A 21,181-nucleotide genomic window follows, 5' to 3' on the forward strand; every position below is an offset into this window, starting at 1 on the left:
GGACCGGCCCGGCGCGCGCGGGCCCGGCCGCTTTGCCATATCCGGGCCTTCCATGTTAGCCGGGCGCTAGGCTGAACCCGAGCGTATGAACCCCATCCCGAAATTCGCCAAAGACCGCGCCATGGCGGCTCTTTCCCTGGAGGAGGCCGGGGTCTGGCTGGTGGTGCCCTGCTACAAGGTGCGCGCCCACATCATGCGGGTCATCACCTCGGCGCCGTCCTGGTTCGAGGGCATCGTCTGCGTAGACGACGCCTGCCCGGAGAACACCGCCGACTTCATCGAGGCCGAGAACACCGATCCACGGGTAGTGGTGGTGCGGCTGGCCAAGAACCAAGGGGTCGGAGGCGCCACCCTGGCCGGCTATGCCGAGGCGGCGCGGCGCGGCGGCCGGGTGCTGGTCAAGGTCGACGGCGACGACCAGATGGACCTGCACTACGCCGCCCAGCTGGTCGCGCCCATTCTCCTGGGCGAGGCCGACTACGCCAAGGGCAACCGGTTCACCTCGATCAGCCATCTCACCAGCATGCCGACGGTCCGCGTGCTGGGGAACGCCATGCTCAGCTTCGCGGCCAAGGTCTCGACCGGCTACTGGAACATCTTCGACCCGACCAACGGCTACACCGCCATCGAGGCCAACGTGGCGCGGCTGGTGATGGAGAAGCAGGTCAGCCGCCGGTTCTTCTTCGAGACCGACCTGCTCTACCACCTGGGCACGCTCAGGGCCGTGGTGCGCGACGTTCCGATGCCCGCGCGCTACGCCGACGAGGTGTCCAACATCCGCATCGGCCGCATCGTCGGGCCCTTCGCCTTGCGCCATGTCCGCAACTTCGCCCAGCGGGTGATCGGCCAGTACTTCGTGCGCGACTTCTCCGCCGCCACCCTGGAGCTGGTGTTCGGCCTGTTCTTCCTGCTGTTCGGGGCAGGCTACGCGGCGAGCTATCTGGTCAACCGGATCCCCGGTCAGGCGGCCTCCGCGGGCGTGGTCATGCTGGCCGCCCTGCCCGTGATCCTTGGGGTGCAGTTCCTGTTGCAGGCGATGAACTTCGACGTGCTGAACGTGCCCAGCCGGCCGATCCACCCGTATCTGATCGTCCTGCGCGAGCTGGAGACCGAGGAGTGACCCTGTCTCCGAAGGACATCGGCCTCTGCAGTCTGTTCTCGGTCGTCCTGCCGCTGGGCCAGATCCTGTTCAAGTTGGGCGCGGACTACGACAAGCAGCTGACCGGGCCGTTTCTCATCCGGGTGGCGCAGAACTACCCGCTTATCGGCGCCTTCGCCTGGTACGGCCTGACCGCGCTCTTGTGGTTCTACGTGCTGACCCGCGTGCCGCTCAGCCTGGCCTACGGCTTCTCCCTGGTGGGCGCGTGCCTCGTGCCGCTGGCCGGCTGGCTGGTGTTCAAGGAGCCGGCGCACTGGACGATGGCGGTCGGGTACCTGCTGATGCTGGCCGGTCTCTTCCTGATTGTCAGACCGGCATGAGCGAGGCGGCGCGCGCGCCGGACCGGGGGGTCCGCTGGATCTACCGGCTGGTGCTGCTGGGCGGCCTAGTCCTGCTTTGGCGGCTGAACGCGCCGGGTCACATGAGCGTGGATTCGGTGCTGGCCCTGCACGAGGGCCGCTTCCAGGCGCGCGAGACGTGGAACCCAGCCATCTTCGGCTGGCTGCTGGGCCAGGCGGATCGGATCGTGCCGGGCTCGGCCCTCGCGATGGGCGTGGGCGCAACCGTGCTGTTCGCCGCCTGGGCGGGCCTGGCGAACCTTCGTCCCCGGACTTCCTGGCTCGCCGTGGTGCTGGCGCTGGCCGCCATCGCGCTTCCGCAAGTGCTCATCTATCCGGCGATCATCTGGAAGGACGTCTGGTTCGCCCAGTCTACCATCGCAGGCTTCGTGGTCCTGGCTTTTGCGCTGAAAAGTCGGGTTCCGGCGGCGCGGTGGGGGCTGCTGGCGCTGGCTGCCCTGCTCCTGGCCGTGGCCGGGCTCCTGCGCCAGAACGGCCTGCTCCTCGCCGGCGCCGGCGCCGTGGCCATCGCCTGGGCCGGCTCACCTGCGGCGGGGTGGCGCCGCAGCCTGCTGAGCGCTGGTGTGTGGCTGGGCGCGGTGGCCGCCGCTACGCTCGTGCTGAGCATGGTGGCCCAGCCCCAGGGCGTGGGCCGCCCGGATTCGGCCGGCGACAAGGGCCTGCGGATTCTGCAGACCTACGACATCGTTGGCGCGGCGGCCCACGAGCCCGTACCACTCCACCATATCGACCGCTTCGACCCCACGATCGACGACGCCATCCGCGCCGGCGCCGCGGCGGTCTATTCGCCCCAGCGCGTCGACACGCTCGCCAGGGACCCGGCGCTTGGCCGGCGTATCCTGAGCGTGCCCGACGAGGTGATCCGCGCCGAATGGCTCGACCTGATCACCCAGAACCCCCGACTCTATCTGAAGGTCCGCGCCGCCGACTTCCGGCAGGTGTTCGAGACGCCGGTGATCGACTTCTGCCTGCCGGTGCACGTGGGCGCGGAAGGCCCGCCGGCGGCGATGGCCGACCTGAAGATGACGCGGAGATTCTCCCACGATGACTGGCGGCTCTACAACTACGTCACCTGGTTCCTGGACACGCCGGCGTACAGCCACGTGACCTACGCTCTCGTCGCCCTGGCGGTGGGGCTGCTGCTGCTGTGGCGGCGCGAGCCGGCGGACCTGGCGATCGCCGGCCTGATGGGAGGGTCGCTTGCTTTCGCGGCCAGCTTCTTCGTCATCTCGCTCGCCTGCGACTATCGTTACCTCTACCTGGTGGACACCGCCGCGATCACCGGCGTGCTCTACTTGGCGCTGGACCCGAACCTCACTCGTCCGAAAGCGCGGCGTCGAGCTCGAGGTTGATCTGGGCCATGGCGGCCATGGCCTTTTCCAGCCGCCGCGCCGTGGCCTTCCAGCCGGCCTCCAGGACCTGACGCTCGCGGGCCATGTCGGCGCGCAGTGCCGACTCCAGCGCCTGCGCCACCGCCAGGCGCCGCTCCGCCTCCGCCAGCTCGGCGCGGGCCGCCGCCAGGTCGCGGGCGGCCGGCGAGACCAGCATTCCGATCTCCGCCTGGCGACGGGCCAGCTCAGCGGCCGCCGCGTCCAGCGCGCCGGGGTCCGGGTCGCCCCCGGCCGCCTTGGCCGCGAACCAGGCGTGGACGCTGTCTGCGATCTCGCCGGCCCAGCCGAGCTCGGCCATCGCGCCATTACCGGCGTTGTGCCGCAGCTCCGGCGTCAGGAAGGCGTCGACCTCGCGCGCGGACTCCGGGGTCAGGGCGGGCAGGGGGGCGCCGTGGGCGGCCTCGATCCGGCCCATCTCGGCGCGCCAGTCGGCCAGCAAGGCATCGTAGCCGGTGAAGGCGCGGGGAAGGTCTCGCGTGTAGGCCTCGGCGGCCAGCATGTAGGAGGCCCACACAAGCACCGACTTGGCCGGAGTGAAGCCGTCGCGACGGGCCAGTGAGCCCGCGACCGCCAACGGATGGCGCACCGGGATCACCGCCCTGGCGGCGACGTTGCGCTCCGCCAGCACCTCACGCCACAGGGGCATGAGCACCGTCGCGCGGGGGTCCTTGATCAGCGGGAAGGCGGCGGCGCCGAACTCCTCATCGAACAGCTCCACGGCGCGCTGGCGCCAGGCCGCTTCCTGCGTCGGGGGCAGCGGCCGGAAAGGGTAGGCGAAGGGGTCGTCCCAGGCCGAACCTGCCGCGCGCAAGCGTTCGTCGTTGAACACCGCGATCTTCCACGGCTCGAAGTAGCCCTTCGCGTTGTGCTCGTCGCCTGGCATCACGTTGGCTGGCAGGGCGCATCCCGCCAGCGCCAGCAGCTGGGTAACCGCCGAGGTGCCGGAGCGGTGCATCCCCAGCACCAGATAGGCGGTGCGCGGCGCTGCGGCGGCGGTTCGGGCTGGCGGCGTCCTGGGCATTCTGGGTTCGGGTCGTAGGGGCGCGCGGCGGGCGCTGCAAGCGGTTGATCGGGGTGGGCATCTGTTGCACACCACCCCTCGCCGCCCCGCAAGGAACCTCAGCTCCATGGCCGTCAGGCCCCTCGACGACGAAGTCCAAAGGGTGATCGCGACGGCCTTCGATCCGGATTTCTATTCGACGGTCTATGACGACCTGCCGTTGGGCGCCAACCCGTTCCGTCACTACCTGGATCACGGCTGGCGGGAGCCGCGGGACCCGGCGCCCTGGTTCTCGTCCCAGCTCTACCTGGCCGACGATCCGGAGCTGGAGCGCCGGCAGGTGGAGCCGTTCAGCCACTTCCTCACCGTGGGCCGCTACGAAGGCCGCGAGGTTCGGCCCTCGCGCCACGCCGTCGCCTATTTCAGTGTCGTGGACTGGAGGCCCGAGCCGTTCCGGTTCGAGGCCTTCGGAACCCTCCCGCCGCAGGGTGCGGTGCGGACTGCGGCGGAGGGGCCCCGGATTTCCAAGGCGCAGGAGCGGGTGGCTGTGGCCGCCCGGTTCGACGCGACCTTCTACGACGCCGTCAATCCCGATGTCGGCGCTTCGGGCATGGACCTCCTGGCGCACTTCCTGATCACCGGCTGGCTCGAGGGCCGCGATCCAACGCCTTGGTTCTCGGTGCGCCACTACCTGGAGACCAATCCGGACGTCGCCGAGAGCGGTGTGAACCCCTTCGCCCACTACCTGATCATCGGTCGCGATCAGGGGCGAAAGCCGCGGCACGAGATGGGTTTCCGCTATGACGTGATCGCCGGGTTGAAGCCGGCGGAGCAGCGGATCGCCGAAGCCCAGGCGGCCGCGGCGGGGATCGCCGTGGGGGCCGTCGCCGAGCTGGCCGAGGGCCTTGGAACCCTGGGCTACCTGCACGTGACCTTCAGCCATGACGACTACCTGGCCCACGCGGGCGGCGTGCAGCTGTGCGTGCGGCGCGAGGCGGCGCGGTTCGCCGAGCGCGGCGCCCGGCATCTGCACCTGCACCCGCAGGGGCCCTGGCAGATGGTCCGCACAGCCGCCGATCCTGGCCCGCTGGGCGTAATGCTTGATGGCGAGCGACTGGGCGCCTTCGCGCCGGCGACCGTTCGCGAAGCGCTGGCCGGAGCGGCCGCGGGCCCCGGACGGCGGACCTTCGCCATCCACAGCCTCCTGGGCCACGAGCCTGACGAGACTGTCGAAATCCTCGCCGCGGCCGGCATGACGCAGGGGTTCTTCTGGCTGCATGACTTCGCCAGCCTCTGCGCGGGCTTCCACCTGTTGCGCAACGACGTGGCCGACTGCGCTGCGCCGCCGCCGGCCAGCGCCGCCTGCGCGGTCTGCGTCTACGGCCCCGTCCGGGCGCGGCACATGAATGCCCACCGCCGGCTGTTCGAGCAGCTGTCGCTGACGGTGGTAGCGCCGGCGCAGACCACGCTGGACTTCTGGAGGAGCCACGGCGACCTGCCAGCCCGTAGGGCCGTGGTCCTTCCGCATGCGCAGCTGACGCCGCGGGGTCCAGCCCGCACCTCTCCTCGTCGACTCGCCCACCGACGGTTCCGCCTCGGCTTCCTGGGCGTGCCGACGCCGCTCAAGGGCTGGCCGCTGTTTCGCGAGCTGGCCGAGCGGCTGGCGGGCGATCCGCGCTACGAGTTGCATCACCTGGGCGTCCGTCGCGATCCGGCCGCGCCCGTCGCGTTCCACGCCGTCGGCGCGAACACGGGGGAGGCGCGCGCCATGCAAGAGGCGGTCGAGGGGCTGGAGCTCGACGCGGCGCTGATCTGGCCCCTGTGCCGCGAGACCTTCTCCTTCACCGCCTATGAGGCCGCCGCCGCCGGGGCGGCGGTGATCACCGGGCCGGACAGCGGCAACGTGGCCGCGTTCGTCACCGCCACGGGCCTCGGACGCGTGCTGGCCGACGAGGCGGCGCTGATGGAGGCCTTCGCCTCCGGCGAGATCCTAGCCCTGGCGCGCAGCCGCCGGGATGTCGCGCTGTATGACCTGAACTACAGCGGGCTGAGCGGTGAGCTGACCGACGCGGCATGAGCAGGAGGTTGATCGCAGCGGTGGCGGGGCGCCTGCAACGCAAGTCGGCGGAGCCCGAGGCGATGCGCGTACGCACGGATCGCGAGATCGCGGCGGCGGCCTTCGACGCCGGATTCTACCTCAAGATGAACCCCGACGTGGCGGAGGGCGGGGGCGACCCGCTGGAGCACTTCCTGGCGTTCGGCTGGCTCGAGGGACGTGATCCCACGCCGGAGTTCTCGGTGCGCACCTATCGCGCGGCGTTCCCGGAAGCGGAGACCAGCGGGTTCAACCCCTTCGTCCACTACCTGATCTCCGGGCGGCCCAAGGCCTGGGCTCCGGAGCCGGTGCTGGGCTTCCGCTACGAGGTGATCGAGCGGCTGGTCCCGCTCGAGGCCCGCGTCGCCGCGGCCACCCGCGGCGAGGTCGCAGCGGGGCCGCGGGCCCAGCTGGCCGCCGCGTTGGCGTCGTCGCGGGACGGCTTGGCGCGCCTCCACATCACCTTCAGCCACGATGACTTCAGCGCCAATGTCGGCGGGCTGCAGCTGGCCATTCAGCGCGAGGCCGCGCGCCTCGCGGAACTGGGCCGCGACCACCTGCACCTGCACCCGGCCAGGCCGTGGCCGGTTGTGCGGACCGCCGCCGATCCGGACCTGCTGGGGGTCGTCTGGAACGGCGTTGCCGTCGGCTCCTTCGCGGCGGCCGATATCGCCGCGGTGCTGGCCCGGATCGGCGTCGGCAAGGCGCGCAGCTTCGCCATCCACAGCCTCCTGGGCCATGCGGCCGACGAAACGGTGGCGATCCTCGAGGCCGCGGGGCTGAGGGCGGGGGTCTTTTGGCTGCACGATTTCGCCAGCGTATGCGCGGGCTTCCACCTGCTGCGCAACGACGTGCAAGACTGCGCCGCCCCTCCGCCGGACAGCGCCGCCTGCGGCATCTGTCTCTATGGGCCGTGGCGGGCGCGCCACGCGAGCGAACACGCCCGGCTGTTCGACCGCCTGGACCTGACCGTGGTCTCGCCCTCGCAGGTGACCCTGGACCTTTGGCGCGCCGCTTCCGAGCTGAGGGCCGTCGCGACGGCGATCCTGCCCCACGCGACACTCACGCCGTGCGGCCCCGCTCCGGTGGCCGCGGAGCCGCGGGCGCTGCGCGTCGCCTTCGCGGGTCTGCCGGCGCCGCACAAAGGCTGGCCGCTCTTCCAGGCGCTGGCCAACCGGTTCGCCGAGGACCCGCGCTACGAGTTCCTGCACCTGGGCGTGAGGCCCGAGCCGGCGGCCCGCGCCGCGTTCCAGGCCGTTTCGGTGAGCGCCGCAACCCCGCTGGCGATGCGGGACGCGCTGGCGGCGGCGGAAGTGGATGTGGTGCTGGTCTGGGCGATCTGCCGTGAGACCTTCTCCTTCGTGGCCTATGAGGCCGCCGCCGCCGGGTGCGCCGTGGTTACCGGCCCGGACAGCGGCAATGTCGCGGCCTTCGTCGAGGCGACCGGCCACGGCCAGGTGCTGGCGGACGAGGCGGCGCTGAGGGCGGCCTTCGAGACCGGTGAAGTGCGGCGCCTGGCGCGCGCCAACCGGCAGCCGATGCTCTACGACCTCGCCTTCAGCGCGCTAACCCTCGATCTGGCCGAAGAGCCGACCGCATGAAGATCCTCTGCTATTCCAGCTTCACCTTCTCCTACCTGAACCGGGCGCGGGTGCTGTTCCAGACCCTGCGGGAGCATCACCCGGACTGGGAGTTGGCGGCCCTGATCACCGATCGGCCCCCGGAGGGCTTCGCCTTCGATCCGGCAAACGAGCCGTTCGACCGGCTGGTCTGGGCCAGCGACCTGGGAATCCCGGATTTCGAGGGATGGCTCTTCAAGCACGACGTCGTCGAGGTCTGCACGGCGGTGAAGGGGCCCTTCATCCACCAGGCCTGCGGCTGGGGCTTCGACGCGGTGATCTACATGGATCCCGACACGGCGGCGCTGGCGACGCTCTCGCCGCTGGAAGGGTGGCTGGAGGAGCACGACATCCTGCTCACCCCGCACCTGGTCGACGCCAACGACGATGACATGGCGATCCGCGACAACGACCTGTCGGCCTCGCGCACGGGCATCTTCAACCTGGGCTTCGTGGCCATCCGGACAAGCGGGGAGGGCGCGCGGTTCGCCCGCTGGTGGAACGACCGGCTGCTCCACTACTGCTACGACGACATGCCCAGCGGCCTGTTCGTGGATCAGCGTTGGTGCGACCACGTCCCGGCCCTGTTCGACCGGGTGAAGGTGATCCGCGATCCTGGCTACAACGTCGCCAGCTGGAACCTCTCCAAACGGACGGTCGCCGTGGAGAAGGACGGCCGGATCACCGTCAACGGAGTCGTCCTGCGCTTCTGGCACTTCACCAAGCTGGGTCCGCTGGGCGACACCATGACCCGCCGCTACGCCGGGCGGAACTTCCCGGTCTACGAGATCTGGAGCTGGTACAAGCGCCTGGTGACCGCGGCCACCGATCCGGCGATCCCCGAGCGGTACTGGGCCTTCGCCGCCTATGACGACGGGCGGCCTATCGCCAAGAGCGAGCGGGTGCTCTATCGCGAGCGCATCGACCTGCAACAGGCCTTCCCCAACCCCTTCGCCTCCGGGCGCGGCAGCTTCCAAGAATGGCTCGAACACGAAGGCGCCTGACGCCGACGGAGGATACTTCCCCGGAAGTCTCCGACGCGGCGGACGACAACGTCCCGGCGCTGCTGGCGAAGGCGCATGCCGTGGCGCTTCGGACCGCCAAGCTGCGTCGCGATTTCGACGCTGCCCACCGGCTGGCGCACGAGGCTCAGGTGCGCGAGGCGCTGACACGCACCGAGCTGACGCTGGCGCTGGGCGAGAGCCTGGCTGAGCGGGCGGAGATGGCCCGGCGGGTGCGCGAGCATGCGCTGGCCGCGTACGCGGCGCGGGGCGGCGCGATCAAGCTGCGGCGGCACAACCGGATCAGCCAGGTCCTCGACAAGATGCTCGTGCGGCTGGGGTCCGTCGGCCAGGCGCTGGTGATCGCCCGTAGCGGCGTGTGGCGCAGGACGACCCGGCCGCTGTTCGACCTGCGCCACATGGCGGCCTACGCGCGGCGCGGTCCCGATCCCAGCGTCTCGCCTCCGGCCCTGTTCGACCAGGCCTGGCGGCTGGCGCACAGTCCGGACCTGGCCGCAAGCCGGATGGCGCCGCTGGTCCACTACCTGGTGGCCGGTTTCCGTGAGCACCGCGACCCGCACCCACTCTTCGCGGAGGCGTGGTACGCCCGGCAGAACGCCTACGAGCTGGCCGCGACTAGCCTGTCGGGGCTGGAGCACTATGTCCGCGCCGGCGCGGCGCGGGGCAGCAGCCCGCACCCGCTGTTCGACGTCGCCCACTACCTGGCGCAGGGCCCAGCGCTGGCGCACGGCGAGGATCCGCTGTCGCACTACCTGCGCGAGGGCGGGCGGCTGGGCCTGTCGCCGCATCCGCTGTTCGATCCGGCCTGGTATGCGGAACAGGCGCCGGAGGCGGCCGGATCGCCCAGCCTGGTCCACTACCTGGAGGCGGGGTCGCCGGCCGGGCTCTCCCCGCATCCCCTGTTCGAGCCGGCCTGGTACGCAAAGACTTACCCGCAGGTCGCCGAGAGCGGACTCGAGCCTCTAGTCCACTACGTCACCATCGGCGCCTTCGAGCATCGCGCGCCCAGCCCCTGGTTCGACGTGGTACACTACCTGGCGACGCGCGCCGAAGGCCTCCCGCCGGGGGCCAATCCGCTGATCGACTATCTGCAGGGCGGCGCATGGGCCGGCTCAGAGGCGCGGCCGGGGTTCCCGACTTCGGCGTATCTTGCCGCGCGGCCCGACCTGGTGCGCGCCGGGCTTACCCCGCTGGAGCACTGGGCGCGGCGGCGGGGGCGCTGAAGACCTCCGCGAGGCCCAGTGCAGCCAGTTGCCGGCGAATCTCCGCGTAGTATTCCGGCACATAGTGGAAGGGGCTGAGGCCCCACTGGTGGGCCGGGTCGGCCAGCCGCTGACCGACGGCCTCGATCCGCGCCATCGGCGGCATCAGCGCGGCGAAGGTGTCCTCCTGGCGCTGCAACAGTGCGTTGTAGGCCGCGATCTCCGCCGGGACGCCGGTCAGAATGTCGACGCCGACCACCGGAACGACCCGCCCGTCGGGAAGCCGCTGGTCGCTGGCCCAGCGGGCGGCGTGCAGGATCAGTTCGGCGCGGCCGAGCTGGGTGGCGCGCACCAGGGCGGCGAACTCGCCTGCGGCCTGCCGCCACAGCCGCTCGCACGCTCCCGACAGCCGCGGAACGGTTCGGGCGCTGCTCAACACAGGTTGGGCGCGGTAGCCGCTGCGCTCCAGCTCCGCGCTGTGGGTCGCCAGCCAGCCAGCGGCGGCCAGCAGGTCGAAGCGTTCATCGATGAAGTCGAAGATGATGTGGGTCGGCTCGAAGGCGACGAGCCGCGCGAGGGCGGTCTTCTCCAGGTCGGCCACAAGGGCGTTGTGCTCGTGGCGGCGCAGGTCTCCGGGCGGCGTGCGCGCGGTGCGCAGGCCCGGAACGGGCGCAGCCAGCAGGCTCGGCAGGCCGGTCCGCGAGATGTAAAGGACCGCCTCGGATCCGCCGCCATGTATTGGCCACAGGTCCCTGGTTATGCAGCTGCCGACAATGGCGATTCGCGGTGCCGTCGTCGGCATAGGGTTCCCGGTGCTCCGTGTCGTCTGACGTTTAACACGCGTCGCCAGCGGCGGATCACGGCATTGACAACGCAGGGGCAGGTCAGCATCTACGCGCGCTTTGACGCAGCCCCTGAACGATGATGACTAGGGCCACGTTCACCCTTTGTGACAGAGTTCGGTATATCAGCCCGCTTTGGACTGACGGGACGGCTTGGACGAGATGAAATTCCTGACGTTCCTGACGAATCTGCCGGACAACGTGCTCGGACGCGCGTTGCGCGACGGCTACAAGCCCGCGGCGGTCGCGTTCGGCTTCAGCCTGGTATCGAACCTCCTGTATCTGGCGCTGCCGCTTTACACCTTCCAGATCTACGGCCGGGTAATGATCAGCCAGAGCATGGGCACGCTCTGGATGCTTACCCTGGTGACCCTCATCGTGTTCGCGATCTCCAGCGTCATCGACGACTACCGCGCGCGGATCCTGATCAACTTCGGCGTGACGCTTGATCAACGGGTGTCGGGGCGGGTGTTCACCAGCCTGTTCGACGCTGCCGTGCGCGGCGAGCCCGGTCGTGCTCAGGCGCTACGTGATCTGGACCAGTTCCGCCAGTCGCTGACGGGCATCGCCGCGGCGGCCTTCTTCGACGTGCCGTGGATCCCGGTGTTCCTGGGCGTCCTGTTCATCATCGACCCACTGGTCGGCGTCATCACCCTGTCGGGGGCGGGCATCCTGTTCCTGCTGGCGGTGGCACAGGCGCGCGCCACTCAGTCGGCGCTTAAGGACGCCAATGAGGCTGCGCTGAAGAGCTACGCCTTCACCGACGCGGCGCTGCGCAACGGTGAAGTGGTCCGCGCCATGGGCATGCTGCCGACCCTGGGCCAGGCCTGGGCGAAGCACCGCGGCATAACCATCGAACGCGGGGCCGTCGCGGCCGAGGCGTCGAACATGTACACCGACATCATCAAGGCGGTGCGCATGGCCATCCAGGTGCTGATCATCGCGATCGGCGCCTTCTTGATCATCAAGGGCGAAATCCACTCGGGCATGCTGTTCGCCAACATGATCCTGGCAAGCCGCGCCCTGCAGCCGATCGAGAAGATCGTCGGGTCATGGGACCCGCTGAACAACATGTTCCGCGCCTATGTTCGGCTGAACCAATTGCTGGCCAAGGCGGAGCCGCCGGCCAGCGCCACGGCGCTGCCGCGGCCGCTCGGAAAGCTGTCGGTCGAGGGCGTGAACTTCGCCCCGCCCGGCGCACAGAGGCTCATCCTGTCCAACATCAACTTCGCCCTCGATCCGAACGAGGTGCTGGGAGTGATCGGCCCTTCAGGGGCAGGAAAGTCGACTCTGGCGCGCCTGCTGGTGGGCATCTGGAAGCCGCTGCAAGGCGTGGCGCGACTCGATGGCGCCGACGTCTTCACCTGGGACCGCGCGGACTTCGGGCGCTACTCCGGCTACCTCCCACAGGACACCGAGCTGTTCGCCGGCACCGTACGCAACAACATCGCCCGCTTCCGCCCCGACGTGACCGACGAGGAAGTGGTGACGGCCGCGCAACTCGCTGGCGTCCACGAACTGATCCTGCGCATGCCCAAGGGCTACGACACCGAGGTGGGCGAGGGCGGCGTGGTGCTGTCGGCGGGGCAGCGGCAGCGCGTCGGCCTGGCCCGCGCGATGCTCGCCAACCCCGCTTTCGTGGTCCTGGACGAGCCCAACGCCAACCTCGACGCCGAGGGCGAGGAGGCCCTGATGAGGGCCATCGACGCCATGAAGGCCAACGGCGCCACCGTGGTGATCATCTCCCATAAGCCCGGTGTGTGCCGCGCGGCCGACAAGATGCTGGTCCTGCGAGAGGGCCGCGTCGAACTGTTCGGGCCGCGGGACCAGGTCATGGCGCGGCTGATGAAGCCGGCGGCCACGGCGCCCGCGGCGCCGGCAGCGCCCGAGGTGCGGGCTGTGGAGGCCGGCCGATGAAGCTTGATCTCACCCCCCAGCGCACGGGCTACGTGACCCCTACCTTCGGTGGCGACGACAACGCGCCGATGGCGCCCGAGCTGCAGCAGCGCCTGCGCCGCCCGATGCTGGTGGGCGGTGCGGTGATCGGCGTGTTCGTCGTGGGCCTCGGCCTCTGGGCCTCTTTCAGTCGCCTGGCCACTGGGGTCCCGGCCCCGGGGGAGGTTCGCGCCGACTCGGAGCGCAAGACGCTGCGCCCCAAGGACCCGGGCACGGTCAAGGCCATCCTGGTCCGCGAAGGCCAGTTCGTCCGCGCCAATCAGCCGCTGCTGCTGTTCAACGACGTCGAGGCCCGCGCGGCCGTCGACGTGCTGCAGAGCCAGTACGACACGTTCCTTGCCCAGAAGGCCAGGTTCACGGCCGAGGCGACCGGCCGGCCGGCGCTGGAATTCCCCGCCGAGCTGATGGCCCGCATGTCCGATCCGCGGGTTGCTACGCTGGTGCAGGGCCAGCAGTTCCTGTTCTCCACGCGCCTGCAGTTGATGCAGAGCCAGATGGCGGTGCTGAACCAGCGCATCGAGCAGCAGTTGACCCAGATCGAGGGCCAGCAGGCGCAGCTCGACGCCGTGGTGGAGCAGATGCGGTTGGCGGAGGAGGAACTCGTCGGCTACCGCAAGCTGAACGAGCAGGGCTACGCCTCCCGGAACCTGATCCTCCAGCGCGAGAGCCGCCAGGCCGAGCTGGCCGGCCGTAAGGGCCAGCTGCTGGCCGACATCGCCCGCCTGAAGCAGTCGATGGGCGAGACCCGCCTGCAGCTGGCCTCCTTGCGCAACGAGCGCGAAAGCCAATCCGCCGAGGGCCTGCGCGATTCGGAGTCCAGGCTTGCCGACGTGATCCCGCGCCTCACCACCGCGCGCCAGACCCTGGACGGCAGGGTCGTTCGCTCACCCGTCGATGGTTATGTCTTCAACCTGACCCAGTTCACGGTCGGCGGCGTCATCGGCGCCGGCGAACAGATGATGGACGTGGTGCCGTCGCAACAGGCGTTGACGGTCAGCGCCATGATCAAGCCCGAGGATGTTGACGAGGTCCGCGTCGGGATGCCGGCCCAGGTTCGGCTGACCGGACTCAACCAGCGGTTCAACGAACCGTTGGACGGAACAGTGTCCATCGTCTCCGCCGACCGCATCGTCAACGAGCGGAACGGACAGGCCACCTACCGGGTCGACGTGCGAATCGCACCGAGCGAACTGCGCAAGCTTAAGAAGGGGGTCAAGATGAGCCCCGGGATGCCCGCTTCGGTCCAACTCAGGACTGGTGAACGTTCCGTTATGAGCTTCCTAATTTCGCCAATTACTCAGACGATGCAGGACGCGTTCCGCGAGGAATAGAGGCATCTCTGCAACACCTTGGAAACGCACGCTGCGGGGGGCTTTTTCAGGTTGCGCGAATAACAGGCTTCCGATACGTCTCCCCTTGGGCTCGTCTAACCTACGCCGCAGCCACGCTATGGCGCTTGGGATTAAATGGACCGCTGGGACTGCTCCATCGGGGATGGGGGTCAAGCGTTCTGGGGGTCCGTGTGACACTGACTGGAGAGAATAATGGCGACTTATTTCTTTGAAACGATCACTGACGCGCAGGCTGCGGCCTACAGCGCTGCGTCCGACACCCTGGTCTTCCAGACCACGGGCGAGTCGGGCAGGATCACGACCGTCCGCTTCAATCCGGCCACGCCCACGGCGCCGGCTTCGACCTCGCTCATCTCGGGCCTGACCGGCCGGACGGTGACCTTCGGGCCGGGCATCGCGGGTGAAGGCCTCGACGCCAACGACCCGGGCGTGATCTTCCCGGACGGTTCGAGCCTGGTGGTCGGCACCGCGGGCGGCGACGCCCTGGCTGACGGCGCCTCGGGCACCTCCAACGCCGACGGCCTCTACGGCGGTGCGGGCGACGACACCATGGCTGGCGCGGCAGGCGACGACGTCATGCAGGGCAACCAGGGCGACGACGATCTCAGCGGTAACGCCGGCAACGACAACGTCTATGGCGGCCAGAACGACGACACGATCGACGTCGGCGCTGGTGCGAATTTCGCCCATGGCAACCTCGGCGCTGACGTCATCACCGCCCGCGGATCCACCGGCCCCAACATCCTGCTCGGCGGCCAAGGCGTCGACATGATCACCGGCGGCACTGGCGCTGACATCATCAACGGCAACATCGGCGCTGACACGCTCATCGGCGGCGGCGGCAGCGACACCATCTTCGGTGAGGGCGAAAACGACACCATCACCGCCACCAGCGGTGCGACGTCGACGCTCGCGATTGACGGTGGCGCAGGCGACGACTCGATCCAGGCGACTGGCGGGGCCAGCTTCAACATCGCAGGCGGCAGCGGCGTCGACACCATCCTTGTGACTGGCGCTGGCACGGTCCAGGGCAACGCCGGGAACGACGTCATCACCGGTTCGGGCGCCACCGCCAAGGCCACCGTCCTCGGCGGCCAAGGCAACGACGCCATCGTCCACCTGGGCAACGGCGGCCACACCCTGAACGGCAACATCGGCAACGACACCGTCACGTCGGGGGCCGGGGCCGATAACGTCGTCGGCGAAACCGGCGATGACGATCTGTCCTCGGGCAGCGGCGCTGACACCGTCAGCGGTGACGAAGGCGCGGACGATATCGTCAGCGGCAGCGGCGCCGACCTGGTGTTCGGCGGCGAAGGCAACGACACGATCAGCAACGTGGACGGCGGCGCCGACACCATCGACGCGGGCAGCGGGGACGACACCGTGGCCGGCGGCGAACAAGCCGACAACATCACCCTCGGTGATGGCAACGACCTGGTGGCGGCCGCTGGCTCCGGCAGCGATTTCGTCTCCGGCGGCGCCGGCGACGACAATGTCACGCTCGGCACGGGCAATGACAGCCTGACCGGCGGCGAAGGCAACGACACCGGTTCGGGTGGCGCAGGCGCCGACAACCTCGACGGCGGTGGCGGCGACGACGTCCTCCTGGGCGGCGCCGATAACGACACCGTTCAAGGCGGCGACGGCAACTTCGACTTCATCAGTGGCGACGCCGGCACCGATGTTCTGCTGGGTGGCAACGGAGTTGACCTGTTCAGCTTCGCGAACGGGGACTCCGGCGTCACCGCCGGCCTGCTCGACCAGATCCAAGACTGGCAGGCCTTCGACGCCCTCGACTTCGGGGCGCTGGCGACCGCCGTTGACCTGGCGAACTACATCGAGCTGACCTCGGCGACCTACGACGCGGCTCAAGCGTCGGCGACCGTCCAAATCGGCGGTGGCATCGACTATGTGGTCGTCCAGGTGGGCGCCGACGTGGTGGTGTTCGTCGACTCGGCCGGCAACAACGGCGGACCGGAAGACGCGGTGGTGCTGGTGGGCCGGACGCTCGCGGACATCTCCGCGGCGAACATCCCCGGCGGCTAAGCCTCGATCACTGAACGTTCAAGGGCCGCCCTTCGGGGCGGCCCTTTTCTTTTGCCTGGTTTCCTTTGCCGGCCAGCGCCAGGCCACGCTATGAGCGGACCGCCCATGAGCAACGCGGCGATCTACCTCCACCCCGACGCATTCGACACCGCCGACGCCCCCTTGGTCGGCCGCCGCGCGGCCGGGGAGAGCTTTCTCCGCGGCTTTCTGCGCCATGCCGATGTCGAGGCCTTCCACTTCTGGAACGTGTCCGGTCAGCCCCAGGCGAAGCTCGACGCCCTCGTGGAGCGCATCGAACCGCCGCGCCGCCCCGTCCACTGGATTGACCGGCGTGACCGCCCAGGTCTGCGCGCCCAGGGCGTGCTGCACATGCCGGGGCCATCGCTCGACGCCGAGGCCTTCCTGCGCCTCTCCTACGGTTCGAACGCCTACGCCCTGTGCGGCGTCACCCACACCACCGCCACCGAACGGATCATGCGGGTCCTCCCGGACCTGCTGGTGGCGCCCCTCGAAGGCCACGACGCCCTAATCTGCACCTCCGGCGCGGTGCGCGAGGCCGTCGAGACCCAGCTGTCGATGATGCGAGACTACCTGAAGGCCCAGTTCGGCCCGCGCCAGCGCCCGGAGCTGATGCGGACCACCATCCCCCTGGGTGTCAACACCGAGGACTTCGCCCCATCGCCGCGGAGCCGCACCGAGTGGCGCGCCAAGCTGGGCGTCCCGGCCGAGGCGGTCGTGGCTCTCTACGTCGGCCGCCATAGCGTCAAGACGAAGATGAACCCTGCCCTGATGGCGATGGCCCTCGAACGCGCCGCCGGCAAGACCGACAGGCAGATTTGCTGGCTTAACTCCGGCTGGGTCGAACCCGCCTCGGCGGAGGCCACCTTCCACGAGGAGGTCCGAGCCCTCTGCCCGTCGGTCACCTACCTCACCGTCGATGGCCGCCAGCCCGAGGTCCGGTTCTCCATCTGGTCGGCCGCCGACCTGTTCCTCAGCTTCCCGGACAACATCCAGGAGACCTTCGGCCTGACCCCGATCGAAGCGATGGCGGCCGGGCTGCCGTGCGTGGTCAGCGACTGGAACGGCTACAAAGACACCGTCCGCCATGGCGTCGACGGCTTCCGCATCCCGACTCTAGCGCCACGCGCGGGCCTGGGCGGGGACCTCGCCCACTGGTTCGCCAGCGGCTGGCTCAACTACGAGAACTACGTGGGCGCCGCGGCGCAGTACACCGCCGTCGACCTCGCCGCCGCGGAGGCCGCCATCCTGGCGCTGGTCGAGGACGAGGGCCGCCGGCGGACCATGGGCGCGCAGGCTGCCCAGCGCGCCCGCGAAGTGTTCGACTGGCGGGCGATCATCCCCCAGTATCAGGAGCTCTGGGCCGAGCAGGACGCACGCCGCCGCGGCTCGACGGCCGACGTGCTGTCGCGTCCCACCCCCTACCGGCCGGATCCCTACACCCTCTTTGCCAGCTATCCGTCGCGGTCGCTTCAGCGTTCCGACCTGGTGACGCTGCAACCGGGCATGGATTGGCCGACGGCCGAGGCGCGCCTGGCCGGCCCGCTGGCCGCCTATAGCGCCCTCAACCGGCCCGTCGCCGCTGAACTGTCCGTCGTGCTTGGCCGCCTGGCCAGCGGCGGCCCCGCGACGGTGGCGGAGTTGCTGGGGCTGGTCGCCCCGGAGCGCAGGAGCTACCTGGAGCGAGGCCTGATCTGGATGGCCCGCCACGACGTGGTGGCGATCCATCGCGCTGACTAGGCCGGCGTGCGTCCGTCGCAAACGCAGATGGCCGGGCGATGAACCCTGCGATCCGCCACCCGGCCAATGCGACACAGCCATGGAGAGCTAGGCTGAGGGCTCACGCTAGCCGAAAGCTCCACCGTCGAAAAGGCGGCGCCAGATCACGTCTCGGTCATTGCGGCGGGTCACGGCGAGCCTTCGCCGCACGCCTCACAGCGCGATCTCCAGGTGTCGGCTCAGCGCCACGGCGCCTTTGCGCCAGACCCGATACTCGGCGGTGTAACGTCCGCTGGACCAACCGGTCGGCGGGCGGCGCTTGCCGATGTAGGTGAACTCCTGGGCGCGCCAGCGGGCGAGGGGCGGCCGGCGGCTCTGCGTCAGCACCTTGCCGTCCGGCCCCCTGAGCACGAGCTCGATCTCGTCGCCCGGCAGCAACGCGATGGCGCGCCCGTAGGCGATCAGCCACGGCGAGGCGGCGGTGAACGGGCGGATGCGGCCTTCCTCCAGGTCTTCCTGCTGGAATTGGGCCTCGGTGAAGCCGGCGTTGAGGATGGCCCCGGCGTGGTAGGCCATCTGGGCCTGCGCCTGCGGCGTCCACAGGCTCGTCTGAGGGCGGCAGCTGCCGGGCGGCGTCGGCGCCGGCGCGAACGGGTCGACCACCTGACCGTTGTGGCGGACGCTCAGGTGCAGGTGCGGGAACTCCGTGTTCCCGGAGAGACCGACGCGGCCCAGGGCCGTGCCCGCGACCACAGGCTGGCCGACCTTCACGACGATGCTGCCGCGGGCCATGTGGCAGTACTGGGTCTCCCAGCCGCCGCCGTGGTCGACGACCACGCCGTTGCCGCACTCCGCATTGGCGACCGAAGGGGCCCCTTCGGCACGGATCGAGATGTCGGCCACGCCATCGCGCAGTCGCGCGACCTTGCCGGGCGCCGCCGCCAGGACCGCCACGCCGCGCCGCAACGCCACCATCGAGGGCAGGCGGATGTCGATCCCGGAGTGGGCGTTGTAGGTCTGTAGGCCGCAGCGGTAATCCTGGGTTCCCGGCCCGGGGTCACGGTCCACATAGTGCTGGATCTCGCAGGTCCGGCCCGGTTGGCAGGCCAGCGGGAAGGCCAGCGCCGGGGCGGGCGCGCCAGCAGGCGGCTGCGAGGCGGGGGCGGTAGAGGCGGCAGGGGCGGCCAGGCCGGCCGCAAGGGCGAGGGCGGCTAGTCTCATGGGCGCGAACCTGGCCAGGCCACGGGGCGGAACTGTGGCCTAGCCATAACGGATGCCGGTCAGGTCGGCGAGCCGCGCGGCGTCGTCGGCGTAGACCCGGCGCAGATGCGCCACGTCCTCCTGCGTCAGCTCCGAAGGATAGGCCATTTCCTGGCCCACATGCGTCTCCCGCCGCCTGGGCGCCGCGGCGTTCGGAAGGCCCAGGAAGCCACGCACGGCCATGAGCGCCGGCGCGGGATCGGCGCGCAAATCTTCGGCGCGCAGGATCAGCACCTGTTCGCGTGGGAACAGCCTGAACAGCCGCTCCAGCTGCTCGGCGTAGAAGCCGCGTTCGACGTAGGAGAACTCCCGGTGATGGCCCCAGGGTTCGGCGTCGAACAGTCGTTGCCGCCCCTGGCGGATGCACCAGCCGAACGGCTGCGTCTCGGGCCCGCGAGCATACTCCATCCGCCACTGCGACCAGGCCCGCTGCACCGGGTCGCGCAGGGTGATGATCAGCTTCATGGCCGGGTTGTAGGCGCGGATCCGTTCCACGCTGTTGGGCCAGTAGATGTAGATGGGCGTCGCCTCGCCGCATGGGCGACCATCAGGCGCGGGAAAGTGGGCGTGGTAGGCGCCGTAGTCTGGTGATGCCCAATCCACCGTCTCGTCATCAAAGTAGTGGACCTCCTTCTCGTCGGAGAGGGCGATGTCCGGATAGTCCCCGAGATAGTCGAACAGCGCCGTCGTCCCACCCTTCTGGGCTCCGGCGATGAGGAAGGTGACGCGAGGCGGCTCGGCCATGGCCTCTAATCCCGTGCGCCGGCGGTGCGGGCAAGCCCCGCTTCGCGATTGGGCTGACACCCGCTAAGAGCGTCCCATGTGACGGCGCGCCATCGGGCGCGGCCCCTGGCAAGGCTGGACGATGAAGACGGTGATCCTGGCGGGTGGCCTCGGCACCCGCATCTCCGAAGAGAGCCATCTCAAGCCCAAGCCGATGATCGAGATCGGCGGCCGACCGATCCTCTGGCACATCATGAAGCTGTACTCGTCGTATGGATTCAATGACTTCGTGATCTGCCTCGGCTACCGCGGCTACGTCATCAAGGAGTATTTCGCCAACTACGTGCTGCACAACGCCGACGTGACGATCGACCTGGCGAGCGGCTCGACCGAGTACCACGCCACCAACCACGAGCCGTGGAAGGTGACGCTGGTGGAGACCGGGTCTGACACCATGACCGGGGGGCGGCTGAAGCGGGTCGAGAGGTACCTGACGCCCGGCGAGCCGTTCTTCTTCACCTATGGCGATGGGGTCGCCGACCTCGACATCGGCGCGCTCGCGGCCTTCCACGCCGCGCACGGCAAGGACGCCACCCTGACCGCCGTGGCGCCGCCCGGCCGCTATGGCGCCCTCGAGCTGGACGCGGGCCAGGTGCGGCGGTTCATCGAGAAGCCGCCGGGCGACAACGGCCTGATCAACGGCGGGTTCTTCGTGCTGAACCCCCAGGTCATTTCCCGCATCGCCGACGATGCCACCAGCTGGGAAAGCGCGCCCCTGGAGGGCCTGGCCGCTGACGGCCAACTGCAGGCCTTCCGGCACGACGGCTTTTGGGCCGCGATGGACACCCTGCGCGACAAGAACCACCTCGAGGCGCTGTGGGCGTCTGGCGAGGCGCCGTGGCGGCGGTGAATCCGGGGTTCTGGGCCGGCAAGCGCGTCCTGCTGACCGGGCACACGGGCTTCAAGGGGTCGTGGGCCGCGATCTGGCTGGCGCGGATGGGGGCCGAGGTGACGGGCCTGGCGCTGGCGCCGGACAGCGAACCCAACCTGTTCACCCTGGCCGGTCTGCGCGCTCGGCTCGGCTCGCTGCTGGTCGACCTGCGCGACCGCGATGGCGTGGAGGCCGCGCTCGCAGGGCGCGCCTTCGACGTCGTCCTGCATATGGCCGCCCAGCCGATCGTGCGGACCTCGGTGGAGGATCCGATCGGGACCTTCGCGACCAATGTAATGGGCACGGCGCACCTGCTGGAGGCGTTGCGCGCCCAGGGCGCACTGCAGGCTGTGCTCGCGGTCACCTCGGACAAGGTCTACGCCAACGCCGAGACCGGCCGGGCCTTCGCGGAGGGTGACAACCTGGGCGGCAAGGACCCCTATTCGGCCTCCAAGGCGGCCGCCGAGATCGTTGTCCAGAGCTA

The 21,181-nt window shown here is 69.7% G+C and carries 17 protein-coding genes; 13 read left to right on the forward strand and 4 right to left on the reverse strand.

Annotated elements, in window-relative coordinates; genetic code table 11:
* Positions 1–121 precede the first annotated feature (121 nt).
* The 3 genes from QZV94_RS04610 to QZV94_RS04620 are packed head-to-tail and all read left to right on the forward strand — an operon-like array spanning position 122 to position 2,870.
* A complete protein-coding gene (locus QZV94_RS04610; protein ID WP_293676632.1) occupies positions 122–1,120 on the forward strand; it encodes a glycosyltransferase family 2 protein in 999 nt (332 codons plus the stop codon).
* On the forward strand, positions 1,117–1,479 hold the full coding sequence (locus QZV94_RS04615) for an EamA family transporter (RefSeq protein WP_293676633.1): 363 nt from the start codon (positions 1,117–1,119) through the stop codon (positions 1,477–1,479). Before QZV94_RS04610 ends, QZV94_RS04615 begins: the two co-directional genes overlap by 4 nt.
* Entirely contained in the window at positions 1,476–2,870 is a 1,395-nt protein-coding gene (locus QZV94_RS04620) for a hypothetical protein (RefSeq protein ID WP_293676634.1), read from the forward strand. The genes QZV94_RS04615 and QZV94_RS04620 overlap by 4 nt, the downstream gene beginning before the upstream one ends.
* On the opposite strand, the gene QZV94_RS04625 is transcribed toward QZV94_RS04620, so the two are convergent.
* Positions 2,833–3,930, reverse strand: a complete 1,098-nt coding sequence (locus tag QZV94_RS04625) for a hypothetical protein (protein WP_293676635.1) — start codon at positions 3,928–3,930, stop codon at positions 2,833–2,835. The genes QZV94_RS04620 and QZV94_RS04625 overlap by 38 nt on opposite strands.
* Before the next feature lie 106 nt (positions 3,931–4,036).
* On the opposite strand from QZV94_RS04625, the gene QZV94_RS04630 reads away from it, so the two are divergent.
* The 4 genes from QZV94_RS04630 (at position 4,037) to QZV94_RS04645 (ending at position 9,868) form a co-directional block, all read left to right on the forward strand.
* Positions 4,037–5,986, forward strand: a complete 1,950-nt coding sequence (locus QZV94_RS04630; RefSeq protein WP_293676636.1) for a hypothetical protein — start codon at positions 4,037–4,039, stop codon at positions 5,984–5,986.
* Complete coding sequence (locus QZV94_RS04635; protein WP_293676637.1) at positions 5,983–7,605, forward strand: hypothetical protein; 1,623 nt, start codon at positions 5,983–5,985, stop codon at positions 7,603–7,605. The genes QZV94_RS04630 and QZV94_RS04635 overlap by 4 nt, the downstream gene beginning before the upstream one ends.
* Complete coding sequence (locus QZV94_RS04640) at positions 7,602–8,627, forward strand: hypothetical protein (protein ID WP_293676638.1); 1,026 nt, start codon at positions 7,602–7,604, stop codon at positions 8,625–8,627. Before QZV94_RS04635 ends, QZV94_RS04640 begins: the two co-directional genes overlap by 4 nt.
* A gap of 80 nt (positions 8,628–8,707) precedes the next feature.
* Positions 8,708–9,868 (forward strand): hypothetical protein, encoded by a 1,161-nt coding sequence (locus QZV94_RS04645; protein WP_293676639.1) that lies wholly within the window; start codon positions 8,708–8,710, stop codon positions 9,866–9,868.
* Here the strand turns inward: QZV94_RS04645 and QZV94_RS04650 are convergent.
* Positions 9,828–10,649 carry a DUF6270 domain-containing protein gene (locus QZV94_RS04650; protein WP_293676640.1) on the reverse strand — a complete coding sequence of 274 codons (822 nt, stop codon included), beginning with the start codon at positions 10,647–10,649 and terminating at the stop codon, positions 9,828–9,830. The two genes, QZV94_RS04645 and QZV94_RS04650, sit on opposite strands and share 41 nt — an antisense overlap.
* A 202-nt stretch (positions 10,650–10,851) precedes the next feature.
* Here QZV94_RS04650 and QZV94_RS04655 point away from each other — a divergent pair, with 202 nt between their 5' ends.
* The 4 genes from QZV94_RS04655 to QZV94_RS04670 all read left to right on the forward strand — a co-directional run bounded on the left by QZV94_RS04655 (position 10,852) and on the right by QZV94_RS04670 (position 17,804).
* Positions 10,852–12,606, forward strand: coding sequence for a type I secretion system permease/ATPase (locus QZV94_RS04655; RefSeq protein ID WP_293676648.1), 1,755 nt, complete (start codon positions 10,852–10,854; stop codon positions 12,604–12,606).
* Positions 12,603–13,976 (forward strand): HlyD family type I secretion periplasmic adaptor subunit, encoded by a 1,374-nt coding sequence (locus tag QZV94_RS04660; RefSeq protein WP_293676641.1) that lies wholly within the window; start codon positions 12,603–12,605, stop codon positions 13,974–13,976. Before QZV94_RS04655 ends, QZV94_RS04660 begins: the two co-directional genes overlap by 4 nt.
* Before the next feature lie 213 nt (positions 13,977–14,189).
* A complete protein-coding gene (locus QZV94_RS04665) occupies positions 14,190–16,046 on the forward strand; it encodes a calcium-binding protein (protein WP_293676642.1) in 1,857 nt (618 codons plus the stop codon).
* 90 nt (positions 16,047–16,136) lie between these two features.
* Entirely contained in the window at positions 16,137–17,804 is a 1,668-nt protein-coding gene (locus tag QZV94_RS04670; RefSeq protein WP_293676643.1) for a glycosyltransferase family 4 protein, read from the forward strand.
* 192 nt (positions 17,805–17,996) lie between these two features.
* On the opposite strand, the gene QZV94_RS04675 is transcribed toward QZV94_RS04670, so the two are convergent.
* Positions 17,997–19,004, reverse strand: coding sequence for a M23 family metallopeptidase (locus tag QZV94_RS04675; RefSeq protein ID WP_293676644.1), 1,008 nt, complete (start codon positions 19,002–19,004; stop codon positions 17,997–17,999).
* A gap of 39 nt (positions 19,005–19,043) precedes the next feature.
* Positions 19,044–19,787 carry a sulfotransferase domain-containing protein gene (locus QZV94_RS04680; protein ID WP_293676645.1) on the reverse strand — a complete coding sequence of 248 codons (744 nt, stop codon included), beginning with the start codon at positions 19,785–19,787 and terminating at the stop codon, positions 19,044–19,046.
* A gap of 121 nt (positions 19,788–19,908) precedes the next feature.
* Here QZV94_RS04680 and rfbF point away from each other — a divergent pair, with 121 nt between their 5' ends.
* Together rfbF and QZV94_RS04690 are read left to right on the forward strand one after the other, a co-directional pair.
* Entirely contained in the window at positions 19,909–20,676 is a 768-nt protein-coding gene (rfbF, locus tag QZV94_RS04685; RefSeq protein ID WP_293676646.1) for a glucose-1-phosphate cytidylyltransferase, read from the forward strand.
* Positions 20,664–21,181, forward strand: a 518-nt coding sequence (locus QZV94_RS04690; RefSeq protein ID WP_293676647.1) for a GDP-mannose 4,6-dehydratase, incomplete at its 3' end; no start/stop codon positions are given. The genes rfbF and QZV94_RS04690, both read left to right, overlap by 13 nt.

Origin of the sequence: uncultured Phenylobacterium sp., from assembly GCF_902826855.1 — a bacterium.
GTDB lineage: Bacteria > Pseudomonadota > Alphaproteobacteria > Caulobacterales > Caulobacteraceae > Phenylobacterium.

Coding starts and splice junctions, on each gene's coding strand:
- QZV94_RS04610 (WP_293676632.1), top strand. CDS start 122: ATGGCGGCTCTTTCCCTGGAGGAGGCCGGGGTCTGGCTGGTGGTGCCC.
- QZV94_RS04620 (WP_293676634.1), top strand. CDS start 1,476: ATGAGCGAGGCGGCGCGCGCGCCGGACCGGGGGGTCCGCTGGATCTAC.
- QZV94_RS04625 (WP_293676635.1), bottom strand. CDS start 3,930: ATGCCCAGGACGCCGCCAGCCCGAACCGCCGCCGCAGCGCCGCGCACC.
- QZV94_RS04630 (WP_293676636.1), top strand. CDS start 4,037: ATGGCCGTCAGGCCCCTCGACGACGAAGTCCAAAGGGTGATCGCGACG.
- QZV94_RS04635 (WP_293676637.1), top strand. CDS start 5,983: ATGAGCAGGAGGTTGATCGCAGCGGTGGCGGGGCGCCTGCAACGCAAG.
- QZV94_RS04640 (WP_293676638.1), top strand. CDS start 7,602: ATGAAGATCCTCTGCTATTCCAGCTTCACCTTCTCCTACCTGAACCGG.
- QZV94_RS04650 (WP_293676640.1), bottom strand. CDS start 10,649: ATGCCGACGACGGCACCGCGAATCGCCATTGTCGGCAGCTGCATAACC.
- QZV94_RS04655 (WP_293676648.1), top strand. CDS start 10,852: ATGAAATTCCTGACGTTCCTGACGAATCTGCCGGACAACGTGCTCGGA.
- QZV94_RS04660 (WP_293676641.1), top strand. CDS start 12,603: ATGAAGCTTGATCTCACCCCCCAGCGCACGGGCTACGTGACCCCTACC.
- QZV94_RS04665 (WP_293676642.1), top strand. CDS start 14,190: ATGGCGACTTATTTCTTTGAAACGATCACTGACGCGCAGGCTGCGGCC.
- QZV94_RS04670 (WP_293676643.1), top strand. CDS start 16,137: ATGAGCGGACCGCCCATGAGCAACGCGGCGATCTACCTCCACCCCGAC.
- QZV94_RS04675 (WP_293676644.1), bottom strand. CDS start 19,004: ATGAGACTAGCCGCCCTCGCCCTTGCGGCCGGCCTGGCCGCCCCTGCC.
- QZV94_RS04680 (WP_293676645.1), bottom strand. CDS start 19,787: ATGGCCGAGCCGCCTCGCGTCACCTTCCTCATCGCCGGAGCCCAGAAG.
- rfbF (WP_293676646.1), top strand. CDS start 19,909: ATGAAGACGGTGATCCTGGCGGGTGGCCTCGGCACCCGCATCTCCGAA.